Origin of the sequence: Pseudomonas sp. TJI-51, from assembly GCF_000190455.2 — a bacterium.
GTDB lineage: Bacteria > Pseudomonadota > Gammaproteobacteria > Pseudomonadales > Pseudomonadaceae > Aquipseudomonas > Aquipseudomonas juntendi.
Window position 1 is genome coordinate 35,834 of sequence record NZ_AEWE02000085.1, and the last position, 15,496, is coordinate 51,329.

Sequence of the window (15,496 nt, forward strand, 5' to 3'; positions counted from 1 at the left end):
CGACAACGGTTTATCCAGGAGTGCATCGTGCGTAAATTGGCTCAACTGGCCGTAGTGGCCGCGGCGCTGGTCGCCACCCCGGCTTTCGCCGAAATGAAGGTTGCCGTGCTGAACTATCAGATGGCCCTGCTGGAATCGGACGCCGCCAAGAAGTACGCGGTGGATGCCGAGAAGAAATTCGGCCCGCAACTGACCAAGCTGAAAAGCCTGGAAAGCAGCGCCAAGGGTATCCAGGACCGGCTGATCAAGGGCGGCGACAAGATGCAGCAGCAGGAGCGTGAGCGCCTGGAGCTCGAGTTCAAGCAAAAAGCCCGCGACTTCCAGTTCCAGTCCAAGGAGCTGAACGAAGCCAAGGCCGTTGCCGACCGTGACATGCTCAAGCAGCTGAAGCCGAAGCTGGATGGCGCTGTCGAGGAAGTGATCAAGAAAGGCGGTTACGACCTGGTTCTCGAGCGTGGCGCGGTCATCGATGTCAAACCTCAGTACGACATCACCCGCCAGGTCATCGAGCGCATGAACCAAGCCCGTTGATATGAGTGTGACCATGACGCTAGGCCAACTGGCCGAGGCCCTCGGTGCCACCCTGAAGGGGCCCGAAGCGCTGCAGATTACCGGGCTGGCCACCTTGCAAGAGGCTGGCCCCGGGCAGTTGACCTTCCTGGCCAACCCGCAATACCGCAAGTACCTGGATAACTGCCAGGCCGGCGCGGTGCTGCTCAAGGCTGCGGATGCCGAAAGCTTTGCCGGCAATGCCCTGGTCGTGGCCGACCCGTATCTGGCTTATGCGCGCATTTCCCACCTGTTCGATCCGAAACCCAAGGCTGTGGCGGGAATCCATCCCAGCGCCGTGGTGGCCGAGGATGCCCAGGTAGATGCCAGCGCCAGCATCGGGCCGTTCGCGGTCATCGAAAGTGGCGCCCGTATCGGCGCCAACGTGAGCATTGGTGCACATTGCTTCATTGGTGCCCGTTGCGTGGTGGGTGAAGGCGGCTGGCTGGCACCGAGGGTCACGTTGTATCACGACGTCACCATCGGCAAGCGCGTGGTCATTCAGTCGGGTGCGGTGATCGGCGGCGAGGGCTTTGGCTTCGCCAACGAGAAGGGCATCTGGCGCAAGATCGCCCAGATTGGCGGCGTTACCATCGGCGATGATGTGGAAATCGGCGTCAACACGGCGGTTGACCGTGGCGCGTTGTCGGACACGCGCATCGGCGATGGGGTCAAGCTGGATAACCAGATCCAGATCGCCCACAACGTGCAGATCGGCGACCACACCGCCATGGCTGCGTGTGTCGGTATTTCCGGCAGCACGCGCATTGGCAAGCACTGCATGCTGGCGGGTGGCGTGGGGCTGGTGGGGCACATTGATATTTGCGATAACGTATTCATTTCCGGAATGACCATGGTTACCCGCTCGATCACCGAGCCGGGCTCCTATTCTTCCGGTACGGCCATGCAGCCATTGGCTGACTGGCGCAAGAGCGCCGCGCGTATCCGCCACCTGGACGATATGGCCAAGCGCCTCCAGCAGCTGGAAAAACGCGTCGATACCGTGACCTCAGGTGGCCAGCCGGCATCAGAAGGCTGATACCATTCCCTGAGCAAGAGTGAACAGTCGCTAGCTGGCTCCTCTTTGGATTGCAAAAGGAGCGTGCGGTCAGCACCTGCGCTCCCTATTCTTATTACAGGCTTCCCCCCCGAAATGATGGACATCAACGAGATTCGCGAATACCTGCCTCACCGTTACCCGTTCCTGCTGGTGGACCGCGTGACGGAGCTGGACTACGAGGCCCAGAGCATTCGTGCCTACAAGAATGTCAGCATCAACGAGCCGTTCTTCAATGGCCACTTCCCGGCGCACCCGATCATGCCGGGCGTCCTGATCATCGAAGCCATGGCCCAGGCGGCCGGTATCCTGGGTTTCAAGATGCTCGATGCCAAGCCTGCCGATGGCACCCTGTATTACTTCGTCGGCTCCGACAAGCTGCGTTTCCGCCAGCCGGTGCTGCCGGGTGACCAGTTGGTGCTGGAAGCCAAGTTCCTCAGCCGCAAGAGCATGATCTGGAAGTTCGAATGCCGCGCCCTGGTCGACGGCAAGCCGGTCTGCTCGGCAGAAATCACCTGCGCGGAACGCTCCCTATGAATTCGATTGATCCTCGGGCCATCATCGATCCCTCGGCCAAGCTCGCCGACGGTGTCGAGGTGGGCCCTTGGTCGATCGTGGGCCCCGATGTCGAGGTCGGGGAGGGCACCGTTATCGGCCCGCATGTTGTGTTGAAGGGGCCGACCCGCATCGGCAAGCACAACCGTATCTTTCAGTTTTCGTCGATTGGCGAAGACACCCCGGACCTCAAGTACAAGGGTGAGCCGACGCGCCTGGTGATTGGCGACCACAACGTGATCCGCGAAGGGGTGACCATTCACCGTGGGACCATTCAGGACCGTGCCGAAACCACCCTGGGTGACCACAACCTGATCATGGCCTATGCCCACATCGGCCACGACAGCGTCATCGGTAACCACTGCATTCTGGTCAACAACACGGCCCTTGCCGGGCATGTGCATGTGGGCGACTGGGCGATCCTGTCCGGCTACACCCTGGTGCACCAGTACTGCCATATCGGTGCCCACGCGTTTTCCGGCATGGGTACGGCGATCGGCAAGGACGTGCCTGCCTTCGTGACCGTCTTCGGTAGCCCGGCCGAAGCCCGCAGCATGAACTTCGAGGGCATGCGCCGGCGCGGTTTCAGTGCCGAAGTGATCCACGTGCTGCGCCGCTGCTACAAAATTGTCTATCGTCAGGGCCTTACCGTCGAAGACGCACTCAAGGAGCTGGCCGAGCCTGCTGCGCTGCACCCTGAGGTCGAGCTGTTCCGCCAGTCGATCGTGAACTCCGCTCGCGGCATCACTCGCTGACATGGCCCGGCTTTGCGTAGCGCTGGTGGCCGGTGAGGCCAGCGGCGATATTCTGGGTTCAGGCCTGATGCGTGCCCTCAGGCAGCGCCACCCCGACATACGCTTTATCGGGGTGGGCGGCCCCTTGATGGAAGCCGAAGGCCTGCAATCCTATTTCCCGATGGAACGCCTGGCGGTCATGGGCCTGGTGGAGGTGCTGGGGCGCCTGCGCGAGCTGCTCAAGCGACGCAAACTACTGATCCAGACCCTGATCGATGAAAAGCCGGATGTGTTCATCGGTATCGATGCGCCTGACTTTACCCTCAACATCGAGCTGAAACTGCGGCAGGCCGGGATCAAGACCGTGCATTATGTCAGCCCATCAGTCTGGGCCTGGCGGCAGAAGCGGGTGCTGAAGATCCGCGAAGGCTGCGACCTGATGCTGACCCTGCTGCCGTTCGAGGCGCGGTTCTATGAAGAGCAGGGCGTGCCTGTGCGCTTTGTCGGCCACCCGCTGGCCGACACCATCCCGCTGCAGGCCGACCGCGCAGCTGCGCGTGCCGCACTGGGCCTGGGCGAGGGCCCGGTGGTGGCCCTGATGCCGGGCAGCCGCGGCGGCGAGGTTGGCCGCTTGGGGGCGTTGTTCCTCGATGCTGCCGAGCGCCTGTGCCACCACGTACCGGGCGTGCGCTTCGTACTGCCGTGTGCCAACGCGGCGCGGCGCGCGCAGGTCGAGCAGATGCTCGAAGGGCGGCAGTTGCCGCTGATGCTGCTCGATGGCCAGTCGCACCAGGCCCTGGCCGCCTGCGACGCGGTGTTGATCGCCTCGGGTACCGCCACCCTCGAAGCCTTGCTGTACAAGCGGCCGATGGTGGTGGCTTACCGCCTGGCGCCGCTGACCTACTGGATTCTCAAGCGGCTGGTGAAAAGCCCCTACGTGTCGTTGCCCAACCTGTTGGCGCAGCGTGAGCTGGTACCTGAACTGCTGCAGGACGCTGCCACCAGCGAGGCGTTGGCCAATACCCTGGTACCGTTGTTGCGCGATGGGAGCCGGCAGACCGAACGTTTCGACGAAATTCACCGCACCCTGCGCCGCGACGCCTCCAATCAGGCGGCCGAGGCGGTGCTGGCCCTGCTCAAGGACCGCTGACATGCAATTTGGACTGGACTTCAACCTGGTCGAAGACCTGGTCGCCGGCGTTGACGAAGTGGGCCGTGGCCCGCTGTGCGGTGCGGTGGTAACGGCAGCGGTGATCCTCGACCCAACCCGGCCGATCCTCGGCCTGAACGATTCGAAAAAACTCACGCAAGCCAAGCGCGAGGCCCTTTTCGACGAGATTTGCGAAAAGGCCCTGAGCTTTTGTATCGCCCGTGCCGAGGTCGAGGAAATCGACCGGCTCAATATCCTGCAGGCCACCATGCTGGCCATGCAGCGCGCGGTCGAAGGCCTGCACGTTACACCGAAGCTTGCGCTGATCGACGGCAACCGCTGCCCGAAACTGTCCGTGCCGGCAGCGCCGGTGGTCAAGGGTGATAGCCAGGTCCCGGCGATTGCGGCAGCCTCGATTCTGGCCAAGGTCAGCCGTGACCGTGAAATGAGCGCGTTCGAGCTGATCTACCCGGGTTACGGTATCGGCGGGCACAAGGGCTACCCCACGCCGGTACATCTGGAGGCCTTGGCCCGGCTTGGGCCTACGCCCATTCATCGGCGTTCGTTCGCACCGGTGCGCGCCGCCTGGGACGCGCGTGAGGGCGTCATCGGTTCGCTGGTCTGACCAATGGGGCGGGCCCCTTGTAGGCGCGGCTTTAGCCGCGAACACCGGCACAGCCGGTGCCATCCACCGCGTCGCCTGGTTCGCGGGTAAACCCGCTCCTACACGCAGCCCCAAAACCCCCGCGCAATTAAGCTACAATCCCGCCCTTGTCGTTCAGCACTGCTACAGGATCTCCCATGTCGGTTCCCTTCGTTCACCTGCGCGTCCACTCCGAATTCTCGCTGGTTGACGGCCTGGTGCGGATCAAGCCGCTGGCCAAGGCGCTGGCCGGGATGAACATGCCAGCAGTGGCCATCACCGACCAGAGCAACATGTGCTCGCTGGTGAAGTTCTACAAGACGGCCATGGGCGCCGGCATCAAACCGATCTGTGGGGCAGACCTGTGGCTGGCCGGCGCCGACCCGGAAGCGCCGCTGTCGCGCATCTGCCTGCTGGCCATGAACCCCAAAGGCTATCGCAACCTCACCGAGCTGATCTCGCGCGGCTGGACCGACGGCCAGCGCAACGGCCTGGTGATCCTGCAGCGTGAATGGATCGCGCCGGCCAGCGAAGGCCTGATCGCCTTGTCGGCCGGCAAGGAAGGTGACATCGGCATGGCCCTGCTGGCCGGCCGTGACGACGAAGCCCAGGCCCTGCTGCAAGACTGGATGGGCATGTTCCCCGAGCGCTTCTACGTAGAAGTGCAGCGCACCAACCGCGCCCGCGACGAGGAATATGTGCATGCTGCCGTGGCCCTGGCCGACAGGTTGGGCGCGCCACTGGTGGCCACCAACGACGTGCGTTTCATCAAGCAGTCCGACTTCGACGCCCATGAAACCAGGGTTTGCATCGGTGAAGGCTGGACCCTCGACGACCCCCGCCGGCCGCGTTGCTATAGCGACCAGCAGTACCTCAAGTCGTCCGAGGAAATGGCCGAGCTGTTCAGCGACCTGCCCGATGCCATCGCCAACACCGTCGAAATCGCCAAGCGTTGCAACATCCAGGTGCAGCTGGGCAAGTACTTCCTGCCCGACTTCCCCACGCCCAACGGCATGGGCATCGACGACTACCTGCGGCACGTGTCCCACGAGGGCCTGGAAGAGCGCCTGGCGGTCCTGTGGCCGAAGGAAACCACGCCCAATTACGAAGAGAAGCGCCAGGTTTACCTCGACCGGTTGAAGTTCGAACTGGACATCATCATCCAGATGGGCTTCCCCGGTTACTTCCTGATCGTGATGGACTTCATCAAGTGGGCCAAGAACAACGACGTGCCGGTAGGCCCTGGCCGTGGTTCGGGCGCAGGTTCGCTGGTGGCCTATGTGCTGAAGATCACCGACCTCGACCCGCTGGCCTATGACCTGCTGTTCGAGCGCTTCCTCAACCCTGAACGTATTTCCATGCCCGACTTCGACGTCGACTTCTGCATGGATGGCCGTGACCGGGTGATCGACTATGTGGCCGAGGCTTATGGCCGCAACGCGGTCAGCCAGATCATCACCTTCGGCACCATGGCTGCCAAGGCGGTGGTGCGTGACGTGGCACGGGTTCAGGGCAAGTCCTACGGCCTGGCCGACCGCCTGTCGAAGATGATTCCGTTCGAAGTGGGCATGACCCTTGAGAAGGCCTACGAGCAGGAAGAGATCCTGCGTGACTTCCTCAAGGGTGACGAGGACGCCCGCGAAATCTGGGACATGGCGCTGAAGCTGGAAGGTGTGACCCGGGGTACCGGCAAGCACGCCGGTGGCGTGGTGATCGCCCCGACCAAGCTCACCGACTTCTCACCGATCGCCTGTGACGAAGAAGGCGGCGGCCTGGTAACCCAGTTCGACAAGGATGACGTCGAGGCGGCGGGGCTGGTGAAGTTCGACTTCCTCGGCCTGCGTACCCTGACCATCATCAAGTGGGCCATGGAGATCATCAACCGCGAGCAGGCCAAGAAAAACCTGCCCGACGTGAATATCGACTTCATCCCGCTGGACGACCGCAAAACCTACGAGCTGTTGCAGAAGGCCGAAACCACGGCGGTATTCCAGCTTGAATCGCGTGGCATGAAGGAGCTGATCAAGAAGCTCAAGCCCGACTGCCTGGAAGACCTCATCGCACTGGTGGCACTGTTCCGCCCCGGCCCGCTGCAGTCGGGCATGGTGGACGACTTCATCAACCGCAAGCACGGCCGTGCCGAGCTGGCCTACCCGCACTCCGACTACCAGTACGAAGGCCTCAAGCCGGTGCTGGCCCCCACCTACGGCATCATCCTGTACCAGGAACAGGTGATGCAGATTGCCCAGGTGATGGCCGGCTACACCCTCGGCGGCGCCGACATGCTGCGCCGGGCCATGGGCAAGAAAAAGCCCGAGGAAATGGCCAAGCAGCGCGGTGGTTTCATCGAAGGTTGCGTGGCCAACAATATCGATGCGGACCTGGCAGGCAACATCTTCGACCTGGTAGAGAAGTTCGCCGGTTACGGCTTCAACAAATCCCACTCCGCGGCCTACGGCCTGGTGTCGTACCAGACTGCCTGGCTGAAAACCCACTACCCGGCACCGTTCATGGCGGCGGTGCTGTCGGCGGACATGCACAACACCGACAAGGTGGTGGTGCTGGTGGAGGAGGTGCGCAGCATGAAGCTGCGCCTGGATGCGCCGGACGTGAACTTCTCCGATTTCAAGTTCACCGTGAACGACGACGGCCGTATCGTCTACGGCCTGGGCGCCATCAAGGGCGTCGGCGAAGGCCCGGTAGAGGCCATCGTCGAAGCCCGTGCCCAGGGCGGGCCGTTCAAGGACCTGTTCGACTTCTGTGAGCGCATCGACCTCAAACGGGTCAACAAGCGCACCCTCGATGCGCTGGTGCGCAGTGGCGCGTTGGACCGGTTGGGCCCGCATTTCCATGACGAAATCAAGGCCTACCATGCCCACATCGACATCAACCGGGCGACCTTGCTTTCGGCACTGGGTGAGGCCATCAAGGCCGCCGAGCAGGCCGCGCATACCGCGGACAGTGGCCATGTCGACTTGTTCGGGGGCATGTTCGACGCGGCGGATGTCGATGTTTACGCCAACCACCGCAAGGTGCGCGAGCTGACCCTGAAGGAACGCCTGAAAGGCGAAAAGGACACCTTGGGGCTGTACCTGACCGGCCACCCGATCGACGAGTACGAAACCGAGATTCGCCGCTTCGCCCGCCAGCGCATCATCGACCTCAAACCGTCGCGTGAAACCCAGACCATCGCCGGCATGATCATTGCGCTACGGGTGATGAAGAACAAGAAGGGTGACAAGATGGGCTTCGTCACCCTGGATGACCGCTCCGGGCGGATCGAGGCCTCGCTGTTCGCCGACGCCTATATCGCGGCGCAGTCGTTGCTGCAGGCCGACGCCATGGTGGTGGTCGAAGGGGAGGTCAGCAATGACGACTTCTCCGGTGGCTTGCGCCTGCGGGTCAAGCAGGTCATGACCATGGAAGACGCGCGCACCAAGCTGGCCGAAAGCCTGCGCCTGAAGGTGGCGCACGAAGCCTTGAAGGGCGACCGGCTGAAATGGCTGGGCGAACTGATCACCCGCCACCGCGGTGCCTGCCCGATCACGCTGGAGTACACCGGCAGTGACGCCAAGGCCATGTTGCAGTTTGGCGAGCAGTGGGCGATCGACCCCGCCGATGGGCTGATTCAGGCACTGCGTGACCAGTTCGGACGTGAGAACGTCTTCCTGCAATATCGTTGAACCGACAAAAATTTAATCTCGACCTGAATGCGCCTGATCCCTTAAGGTATGGCGCCAAACGGATCAACCGGCCGGCCGCCTGGCCGTAGACCCAAGACGGATGACTATGAACCCGAATTTTCTCGATTTCGAACAGCCGATTGCCGACCTGCAAGCCAAGATCGAAGGCCTGCGCCTGGTGGGTAACGACAATTCGCTGAACATCAGCGATGAAATTGCCCGTCTGCAAGACAAGAGCAACACCCTGACCGAAAGCATCTTCGGCAACCTCACCAGCTGGCAGATTGCACGCCTGGCGCGTCACCCACGTCGTCCCTACACCCTGGACTACCTGGAGCACATCTTCACCGAGTTCGAAGAGCTGCACGGCGATCGCCACTTCTCCGATGACGCTGCCATCGTCGGCGGTACTGCGCGCCTGGATGGCAAGCCGGTCATGGTCATCGGCCACCAGAAAGGCCGCGAAGTACGCGAAAAGGTGCGCCGCAACTTCGGTATGCCGCGCCCTGAAGGTTACCGCAAGGCCTGCCGCCTGATGGAAATGGCCGAGCGCTTCAAGATGCCGATCCTGACCTTCATCGACACCCCGGGTGCCTACCCGGGGATCGACGCCGAAGAGCGCAACCAGAGCGAAGCCATCGCCTGGAACCTGCGGGTGATGGCGCGCCTGAAAACCCCGATCATCGCCACCGTGATCGGTGAAGGTGGGTCGGGCGGTGCACTGGCCATTGGTGTCTGCGACCAGCTGAACATGCTGCAGTACTCCACCTACTCGGTGATCTCGCCAGAAGGTTGCGCTTCGATCCTGTGGAAGACCGCCGACAAGGCTGCCGATGCTGCCGAAGCCATGGGCATTACCGCCGAGCGTCTGAAGAGCCTGAACATCGTCGACAAGGTCATCCAGGAGCCGCTGGGCGGCGCCCATCGTGACCCGGCTGCGATGTCGGAAAGCATCCGCGCTGACCTGGTGCAGCAGCTGGACATGCTCGGCAAGTTCGACAATGACGCGCTGCTGGCCCGTCGTTACGAGCGCCTGATGAGCTACGGGCTCTGATTTCGTGATGTGATCCGGGGGCCGCTTTGCGGACCATTCGCCGGCAAGTCCGCTCTCTCATGATGTGGGAGCTGGCTTGCCGGCGAATGGGGTGCAAAGCACCCCCCGGCGATCTCAAGCCATGTGAGGCCTTCATGATCAACCTCACCCCCTGGCTCAACGCCCCCACCTGGTACATCGCCTTCTCCGGCGGCCTCGACTCTACCGTCCTCCTGCACCTGCTGGCCGACTACGCCCGCAGCCACGCAGTGCCGCCCTTGCGTGCGGTTCATGTCCACCATGGCCTGCAAGCCGCCGCTGACGCCTGGCCCGCCCATTGCCAGGCCGTCTGCGCCAACCTCGGCATCGCACTTGAGGTAATCCACGTTCAGGTCAGCCCCGGCGCCAGCCTGGAACAGGCGGCCCGCGACGCCCGCTATGCGGCTTTCCAGCAAACCCTCGGTCCGGGCGACATTCTGTTCACCGGCCAGCACTGTGACGACCAGGCTGAAACCCTGCTGTTGCGCTTGCTGCGCGGTGCCGGCCTGCGTGGCCTGGCGGCCATGCCGGGGCAGCGGCCGCTAGGGCAGGGCAGCCTGGTCAGGCCGTTGCTGGGCTGTGCCCGGCAGCTGTTGCAGGCCTATGCCCAAGCCCGCGGGCTGGCCTGGATCGACGACCCTTCGAACGCTGACACCCGTTTTGCCCGCAACTTTCTGCGCCGGAAGGTGATGCCGCAGTTGCAGCAGCGCTGGCCACAGGTTAGCCAGAATTTCGCCCGTGCCGCCGAGCATCTGGGCGAGGCGCTGGGCCTGCTCGACGAACTGGCCCAGGGCGATCTGGTGACCGCGCAGCAGGGGGCGCCTGCCGCCTGGCCGGGGCTGGCCTCCCTCGACCTGGCTAGCCTGGTGGCGCTGTCGCCGGCGCGCCAGCGCAACGCCTTGCAGTACTGGCTGAGCCAACGCACGCGGCTGCCCGATACCCGCCATTGGGCGGGTTGGGCAGACCTGCGCGATGCCGCCGCCGATGCCCAGCCGGTGTGGCGGCTGACCGACGGGCAGTTGCAGCGTAGCCAAGGGCGCATCTGGTGGCTGAGTGGCGACTGGCTGCAGCCAGCCNNCGGGCGCCCCCCCCCCGCCGGTCAGCTGGCCTGGCCGGACCCAGGTGTGCCGTTGCCACTGCCGGGCAACGGTAACGTGCGGCTTGTTGGCGCAGCCGGGGTTGGCGGGCTGCGGGTTGGCTACCGCCAGGGCGGCGAAATACTGGAGGTGCCCGGGCGCGGCCGGCGCGACCTCAAACGCCTGCTCAACGAGCAGCAGGTGCCGCATTTCCTGCGTGCGCGCCTGCCCTTGCTGTACCAGGGCGAGCGCCTGCTGGCAGTGGCCAATTTGCCCGGGCTGGGGCAGGCGGGTTGGCAGCTGCACTGGCAGTTACCGACGAACGCGCAAGGTTTGAGCTGAAGGGTACATTCGGGTAGACTACCCTCCCTTCTTGATACAGCTTCTGTGGGTTCCGCGAAAACACAGGAGTTGCCGATTACCAAGCAGTTTTTTGCTGGGCTGATTCTGAAATGACGAGCGAGCTCCATGCCGGGGATACCCCTGGTCTGTACAGACGCGGCAGTTGTTCGAGATGCACTGTGATTGACGCAGGTGATCGGGGGCTTCGGCCTTCCTTCGCTTTCTCCGGCGGCGCTGGCCGCCTTAACGCAGACTTCTAGGGTTTTTCATGACGCGCTACATATTCGTCACGGGCGGTGTTGTTTCTTCATTGGGGAAAGGCATTGCCTCGGCTTCCCTGGCGGCCATCCTGGAAGCGCGGGGCCTGAAGGTCACCATGCTCAAGCTGGATCCGTACATCAACGTCGACCCGGGCACGATGAGCCCGTTCCAGCATGGTGAAGTGTTCGTCACCCACGATGGCGCCGAGACCGACCTCGACCTGGGCCACTACGAGCGGTTCATCCGCACCACCATGACCCAGAACAACAACTTCACCACCGGCCGTATCTACGAGCACGTGCTGCGCAAAGAGCGCCGTGGTGATTACCTGGGCGCGACCATCCAGGTCATTCCGCACATCACCGACGAAATCAAGCGCCGCATCATCAAAGGTGCTGGCGACGCCGACGTGGCCCTGGTGGAAATTGGCGGTACCGTGGGCGACATCGAGTCGCAGCCATTCCTCGAGGCCATTCGCCAGTTGCGCGTCGAAGTGGGTTCCAAGCGCGCGATGCTGATGCACCTGACCCTGGTCCCGTACATTGCCACTGCTGGCGAAACCAAGACCAAGCCGACCCAGCACTCGGTCAAGGAACTGCGCTCCATCGGCCTGCAGCCAGACGTGCTGATCTGCCGTTCCGACCACCCGGTCGATGCTTCCTCGCGCCGCAAGATCGCGCTGTTCACCAACGTTGAAGAGCGTGCGGTGATTTCGCTGGAAGACGTCGACACCATCTACAAGATCCCGGGTGTGCTGCACGCACAGGGCCTGGACGACTTCGTCGTCGAGCGCTTCGGCCTGCAATGCAACGGTGCCGACCTGTCCGAGTGGGACAAGGTGGTCGATGCCAAGCTCAACCCTGAGCACGAAGTGACCATCGCCATGGTCGGCAAGTACATGGAACTGCTGGATGCGTACAAGTCCCTGATCGAAGCGATGAGCCACGCCGGTATCACCAACCGTACCAAGGTCAACCTGCGCTACATCGACTCGGAAGACATCGAGAACCAGGGCACCAGCCTGCTCGAGGGTGCCGATGCCATCCTGGTACCCGGCGGTTTCGGCCTGCGTGGGGTGGAAGGCAAGATCACTGCGGTTCAATATGCCCGTGAGAACAAGGTGCCGTACCTGGGCATCTGCCTGGGCATGCAGGTCGCGGTAATCGAATTCGCCCGTAACGTCATGGGCTGGAAAGACGCCAACTCCACCGAGTTCGACCGCAACAGCGGCCACCCGGTCGTTGGCCTGATCACCGAGTGGGCCGATGCCACCGGCGCGGTCGAAACCCGTGACGAGGCCTCGGACCTGGGCGGCACCATGCGCCTGGGTGCACAGGACTGCCAGCTGGCAGCCGGTTCCAAGGTGCACGACTGCTATGGCACGGACGTGATCACCGAGCGCCACCGCCACCGTTACGAGGTCAACAACAACCTGCTGCCACAGCTGGTTGATGCCGGCCTGGTGGTTTCCGGCCGTTCCGAAGACGGCGCGCTGGTCGAAGTGGTCGAGTCCAAGGACCACCCATGGTTCGTTGCCTGCCAGTTCCACCCGGAGTTCACCTCCACCCCGCGTGACGGTCATCCGCTGTTCAGCGGCTTCGTCAAGGCGGCCCTGGCGCAGAAGAACAAGGCCTGATTTTTTCGGGTCTTTGGTGAGTTTTCCGACGGTTAAGTCCGCGCGAGGCTCATTTCTCGGGTAAAGTACGCCCCGATCTACCCCTGACCACTCGGTCAGGGGTTGCTTTTGCCAGGCCTGCCTGCTGCGTCCCTGCCTGGTGAAAGGCAAGAATTCCCTAAAGCTGCGTTGTTTTCGTCAATTCTGGAGTGCTTACAACAATGGCAAAAATCGTCGACATCAAAGGTCGTGAAGTTCTCGACTCGCGTGGCAACCCCACCGTGGAAGCCGATGTACTGCTCGACAACGGCATCATCGGCAGCGCTTGCGCGCCGTCCGGTGCTTCCACCGGCTCGCGCGAAGCGCTGGAGCTGCGTGATGGCGACAAGAGCCGTTACCTGGGCAAGGGCGTGCTGAAGGCTGTCGCCAACATCAACGGCCCTATCCGCGACCTGCTGCTGGGCAAGGCCCCGGCTGACCAGAAGGCCCTGGACCGCGCCATGATCGAGCTGGACGGTACCGAGAACAAGGCCAAGCTGGGCGCCAACGCCATCCTGGCTGTTTCTCTGGCTGCCGCCAAGGCCGCTGCCCAGGATCAGGACCTGCCGCTGTACGCGCACATCGCCAACCTGAACGGCACCCCAGGCCAGTACTCCATGCCGGTTCCGATGATGAACATCATCAACGGCGGCGAGCACGCCGACAACAACGTCGACATCCAGGAGTTCATGGTTCAGCCGGTTGGCGCCAAGACCTTCTCCGACGGCCTGCGCATGGGCACCGAAATCTTCCACCACCTCAAGGCTGTGCTCAAGGCCCGTGGCCTGAATACTGCCGTGGGTGACGAAGGTGGCTTCGCCCCTAACCTGGCCTCCAACGAAGATGCCCTGGGTGCAATCGCCGAAGCCGTCGAAAAAGCCGGCTACAAACTGGGCACCGACGTGACCCTGGCACTGGACTGCGCCGCTTCCGAATTCTACGAAGACGGTAAGTACAACCTGTCCGGCGAAGGCAAGTCGTTCGATGCCGAAGGCTTTGCAGACTACCTCAAAGGCCTGACCGAGCGCTTCCCGATCATCTCCATCGAAGATGGCCTGGACGAGTCGGACTGGGCTGGCTGGAAAGTCCTCACTGACAAGATCGGTGAAAAGGTTCAGCTGGTTGGCGACGACCTGTTCGTGACCAACACCAAGATCCTCAAGGAAGGCATCGAGAAGGGCATCGGTAACTCGATCCTGATCAAGTTCAACCAGATCGGCTCGCTGACCGAAACCCTCGAAGCCATCCAGATGGCCAAGGCTGCCGGCTACACCGCGGTGATTTCGCACCGTTCCGGTGAAACCGAAGACTCGACCATTGCCGACCTGGCCGTGGGTACCGCTGCGGGCCAGATCAAGACCGGTTCGCTGTGCCGTTCCGACCGCGTATCCAAGTACAACCAACTGCTGCGTATCGAAGAGCAACTGGGCGCCAAAGCGGTTTACCGTGGTCGTGCCGAGTTTCGCGGCTAAGCAAGAGATGGTAAAAAGGCAGCAGCCGGAGTTGTAGGAACGTTCTTACTGAACTTTCCTTCTTCCCAACGGGTTTCTGTCAACGAAGCCTGGCCTCGGCCAGGCTTCGTGCTATTCGAGCTCCCGTAAAATGCGCGGCAGCCTTTTTGACCTGGATAACGTGATGCGCAGTCCCTATTGGGTGTTCCTTATTCTGCTCCTGCTGTTGGGTGGCCTGCAGTACCGTCTGTGGGTCGGCAATGGCAGCCTGGCGCAAGTGACCGAGCTGAAGCAGCAGATTGCTGAACAGCACGCCGAAAACGAGCGCCTGCTGGAGCGTAATCGCGTGCTCGATGCTGAAGTGCTGGAGCTGAAAAAAGGCATGGAGACCGTTGAAGAGCGGGCTCGCCATGAATTGGGGATGGTCAAGGAGGGTGAAACCCTCTTCCAGTTGCCACAGAAATGATCGATACCTTACCGGCCTTCTGGGCCGTGATTCCAGCGGCGGGCGTAGGCGCCCGCATGGCTGCCGACCGCCCCAAGCAGTATCTGGAGCTGGCAGGGCAGACCCTTCTCGAGCACAGCCTCGACTGTTTTCTTGGCCACCCGACGCTTAACGGCGTGGTGGTCAGCATTGCTGAACACGACCCTTACTGGCCTGCCCTGGGCTGTGCCAGCGACCCGCGTATCCAGCGCGCGGCGGGCGGGCGCGAGCGCGCCGATTCGGTACTCAATGCCTTGCTGCTGCTGCATGCCCAAGGGGCGGCGGACAGCGACTGGGTGCTGGTGCACGATGCTGCGCGGCCCAACCTGGCGCGTAGCGACCTGGACAAGCTGCTGGCGGAGTTGGCGGATGACCCGGTGGGTGGCCTGCTGGCGGTGCCGGCGCGCGACACGCTCAAACGTGCCGATGGCAAAGGCCGGGTCAGCGCCACCGTTGACCGCAGCACCATCTGGCAGGCCTACACGCCGCAGATGTTCCGCCTGGGGGCGTTGCACCGGGCGCTGGCCGAGTGCCTGGTGTCGGATGTCGTCGTAACCGATGAAGCTTCTGCCATCGAATGGTCCGGGCAGGCGCCGCGGCTGGTCGAAGGGCGCAGCGACAACATCAAGGTGACCCGGCCGGAAGACCTGGAGTGGTTGCGCCAGCGCTGGGCAGGTCGACGCTGAGATCGCCGGGTCCGCTGCGCGGCCCATTCGCAGGCAAGCCAGCTCCCACAGGTACCCCACAGACCTGAGGCATCGCGGCTCCTGTGGGAGATTCTATGG

The 15,496-nt window shown here is 62.8% G+C and carries 13 protein-coding genes; all 13 read left to right on the top strand.

Annotation, left to right across the window (positions count from 1 at the left end; translation table 11 throughout):
• Positions 1–27 precede the first annotated feature (27 nt).
• The 13 genes from G1E_RS18695 to ispD all read left to right on the top strand — a co-directional run bounded on the left by G1E_RS18695 (position 28) and on the right by ispD (position 15,397).
• Positions 28–531: an OmpH family outer membrane protein gene (locus G1E_RS18695; protein WP_003252311.1), complete on the top strand. Its 504-nt coding sequence runs from the start codon at positions 28–30 to the stop codon at positions 529–531.
• A 1-nt stretch (position 532) separates the two neighbouring features.
• A complete protein-coding gene (gene lpxD, locus G1E_RS18700) occupies positions 533–1,588 on the top strand; it encodes a UDP-3-O-(3-hydroxymyristoyl)glucosamine N-acyltransferase (RefSeq protein ID WP_009686942.1) in 1,056 nt (351 codons plus the stop codon).
• Between the two features lie 114 nt (positions 1,589–1,702).
• On the top strand, positions 1,703–2,143 hold the full coding sequence (gene fabZ / locus G1E_RS18705; RefSeq protein ID WP_004375427.1) for a 3-hydroxyacyl-ACP dehydratase FabZ: 441 nt from the start codon (positions 1,703–1,705) through the stop codon (positions 2,141–2,143).
• Positions 2,140–2,916 (top strand): acyl-ACP--UDP-N-acetylglucosamine O-acyltransferase, encoded by a 777-nt coding sequence (gene lpxA / locus G1E_RS18710; protein WP_009686941.1) that lies wholly within the window; start codon positions 2,140–2,142, stop codon positions 2,914–2,916. The genes fabZ and lpxA overlap by 4 nt, the downstream gene beginning before the upstream one ends.
• Position 2,917: 1 nt before the next feature.
• Positions 2,918–4,045 (top strand): lipid-A-disaccharide synthase, encoded by a 1,128-nt coding sequence (gene lpxB / locus G1E_RS18715; RefSeq protein WP_009686940.1) that lies wholly within the window; start codon positions 2,918–2,920, stop codon positions 4,043–4,045.
• Position 4,046: 1 nt separating this feature from the next.
• Entirely contained in the window at positions 4,047–4,670 is a 624-nt protein-coding gene (rnhB, locus tag G1E_RS18720; RefSeq protein ID WP_009686939.1) for a ribonuclease HII, read from the top strand.
• 176 nt (positions 4,671–4,846) lie between these two features.
• Complete coding sequence (gene dnaE / locus G1E_RS18725; RefSeq protein WP_009686938.1) at positions 4,847–8,371, top strand: DNA polymerase III subunit alpha; 3,525 nt, start codon at positions 4,847–4,849, stop codon at positions 8,369–8,371.
• A gap of 106 nt (positions 8,372–8,477) precedes the next feature.
• Positions 8,478–9,425, top strand: a complete 948-nt coding sequence (locus G1E_RS18730) for an acetyl-CoA carboxylase carboxyltransferase subunit alpha (RefSeq protein WP_009686937.1) — start codon at positions 8,478–8,480, stop codon at positions 9,423–9,425.
• Positions 9,426–9,559: 134 nt separating this feature from the next.
• Positions 9,560–10,861 carry a tRNA lysidine(34) synthetase TilS gene (tilS, locus tag G1E_RS18735; protein WP_047150002.1) on the top strand — a complete coding sequence of 434 codons (1,302 nt, stop codon included), beginning with the start codon at positions 9,560–9,562 and terminating at the stop codon, positions 10,859–10,861.
• Positions 10,862–11,129: 268 nt separating this feature from the next.
• Entirely contained in the window at positions 11,130–12,758 is a 1,629-nt protein-coding gene (locus tag G1E_RS18740) for a CTP synthase (protein ID WP_009686934.1), read from the top strand.
• Between the two features lie 200 nt (positions 12,759–12,958).
• Positions 12,959–14,248, top strand: coding sequence for a phosphopyruvate hydratase (gene eno / locus G1E_RS18745; protein ID WP_009686933.1), 1,290 nt, complete (start codon positions 12,959–12,961; stop codon positions 14,246–14,248).
• A gap of 163 nt (positions 14,249–14,411) precedes the next feature.
• Entirely contained in the window at positions 14,412–14,693 is a 282-nt protein-coding gene (gene ftsB / locus G1E_RS18750) for a cell division protein FtsB (RefSeq protein WP_009686932.1), read from the top strand.
• Positions 14,690–15,397: a 2-C-methyl-D-erythritol 4-phosphate cytidylyltransferase gene (gene ispD / locus G1E_RS18755; RefSeq protein WP_009686931.1), complete on the top strand. Its 708-nt coding sequence runs from the start codon at positions 14,690–14,692 to the stop codon at positions 15,395–15,397. Before ftsB ends, ispD begins: the two co-directional genes overlap by 4 nt.
• The last annotated feature ends 99 nt before the right edge of the window (positions 15,398–15,496 follow it).

Bases quoted from the DNA above. Each gene is read 5' to 3' on its own strand.
- lpxD (WP_009686942.1), top strand. From the start codon at position 533: ATGAGTGTGACCATGACGCTAGGCCAACTGGCCGAGGCCCTCGGTGCC.
- fabZ (WP_004375427.1), top strand. From the start codon at position 1,703: ATGATGGACATCAACGAGATTCGCGAATACCTGCCTCACCGTTACCCG.
- lpxA (WP_009686941.1), top strand. From the start codon at position 2,140: ATGAATTCGATTGATCCTCGGGCCATCATCGATCCCTCGGCCAAGCTC.
- lpxB (WP_009686940.1), top strand. From the start codon at position 2,918: ATGGCCCGGCTTTGCGTAGCGCTGGTGGCCGGTGAGGCCAGCGGCGAT.
- rnhB (WP_009686939.1), top strand. From the start codon at position 4,047: ATGCAATTTGGACTGGACTTCAACCTGGTCGAAGACCTGGTCGCCGGC.
- dnaE (WP_009686938.1), top strand. From the start codon at position 4,847: ATGTCGGTTCCCTTCGTTCACCTGCGCGTCCACTCCGAATTCTCGCTG.
- G1E_RS18730 (WP_009686937.1), top strand. From the start codon at position 8,478: ATGAACCCGAATTTTCTCGATTTCGAACAGCCGATTGCCGACCTGCAA.
- G1E_RS18740 (WP_009686934.1), top strand. From the start codon at position 11,130: ATGACGCGCTACATATTCGTCACGGGCGGTGTTGTTTCTTCATTGGGG.
- eno (WP_009686933.1), top strand. From the start codon at position 12,959: ATGGCAAAAATCGTCGACATCAAAGGTCGTGAAGTTCTCGACTCGCGT.
- ftsB (WP_009686932.1), top strand. From the start codon at position 14,412: ATGCGCAGTCCCTATTGGGTGTTCCTTATTCTGCTCCTGCTGTTGGGT.
- ispD (WP_009686931.1), top strand. From the start codon at position 14,690: ATGATCGATACCTTACCGGCCTTCTGGGCCGTGATTCCAGCGGCGGGC.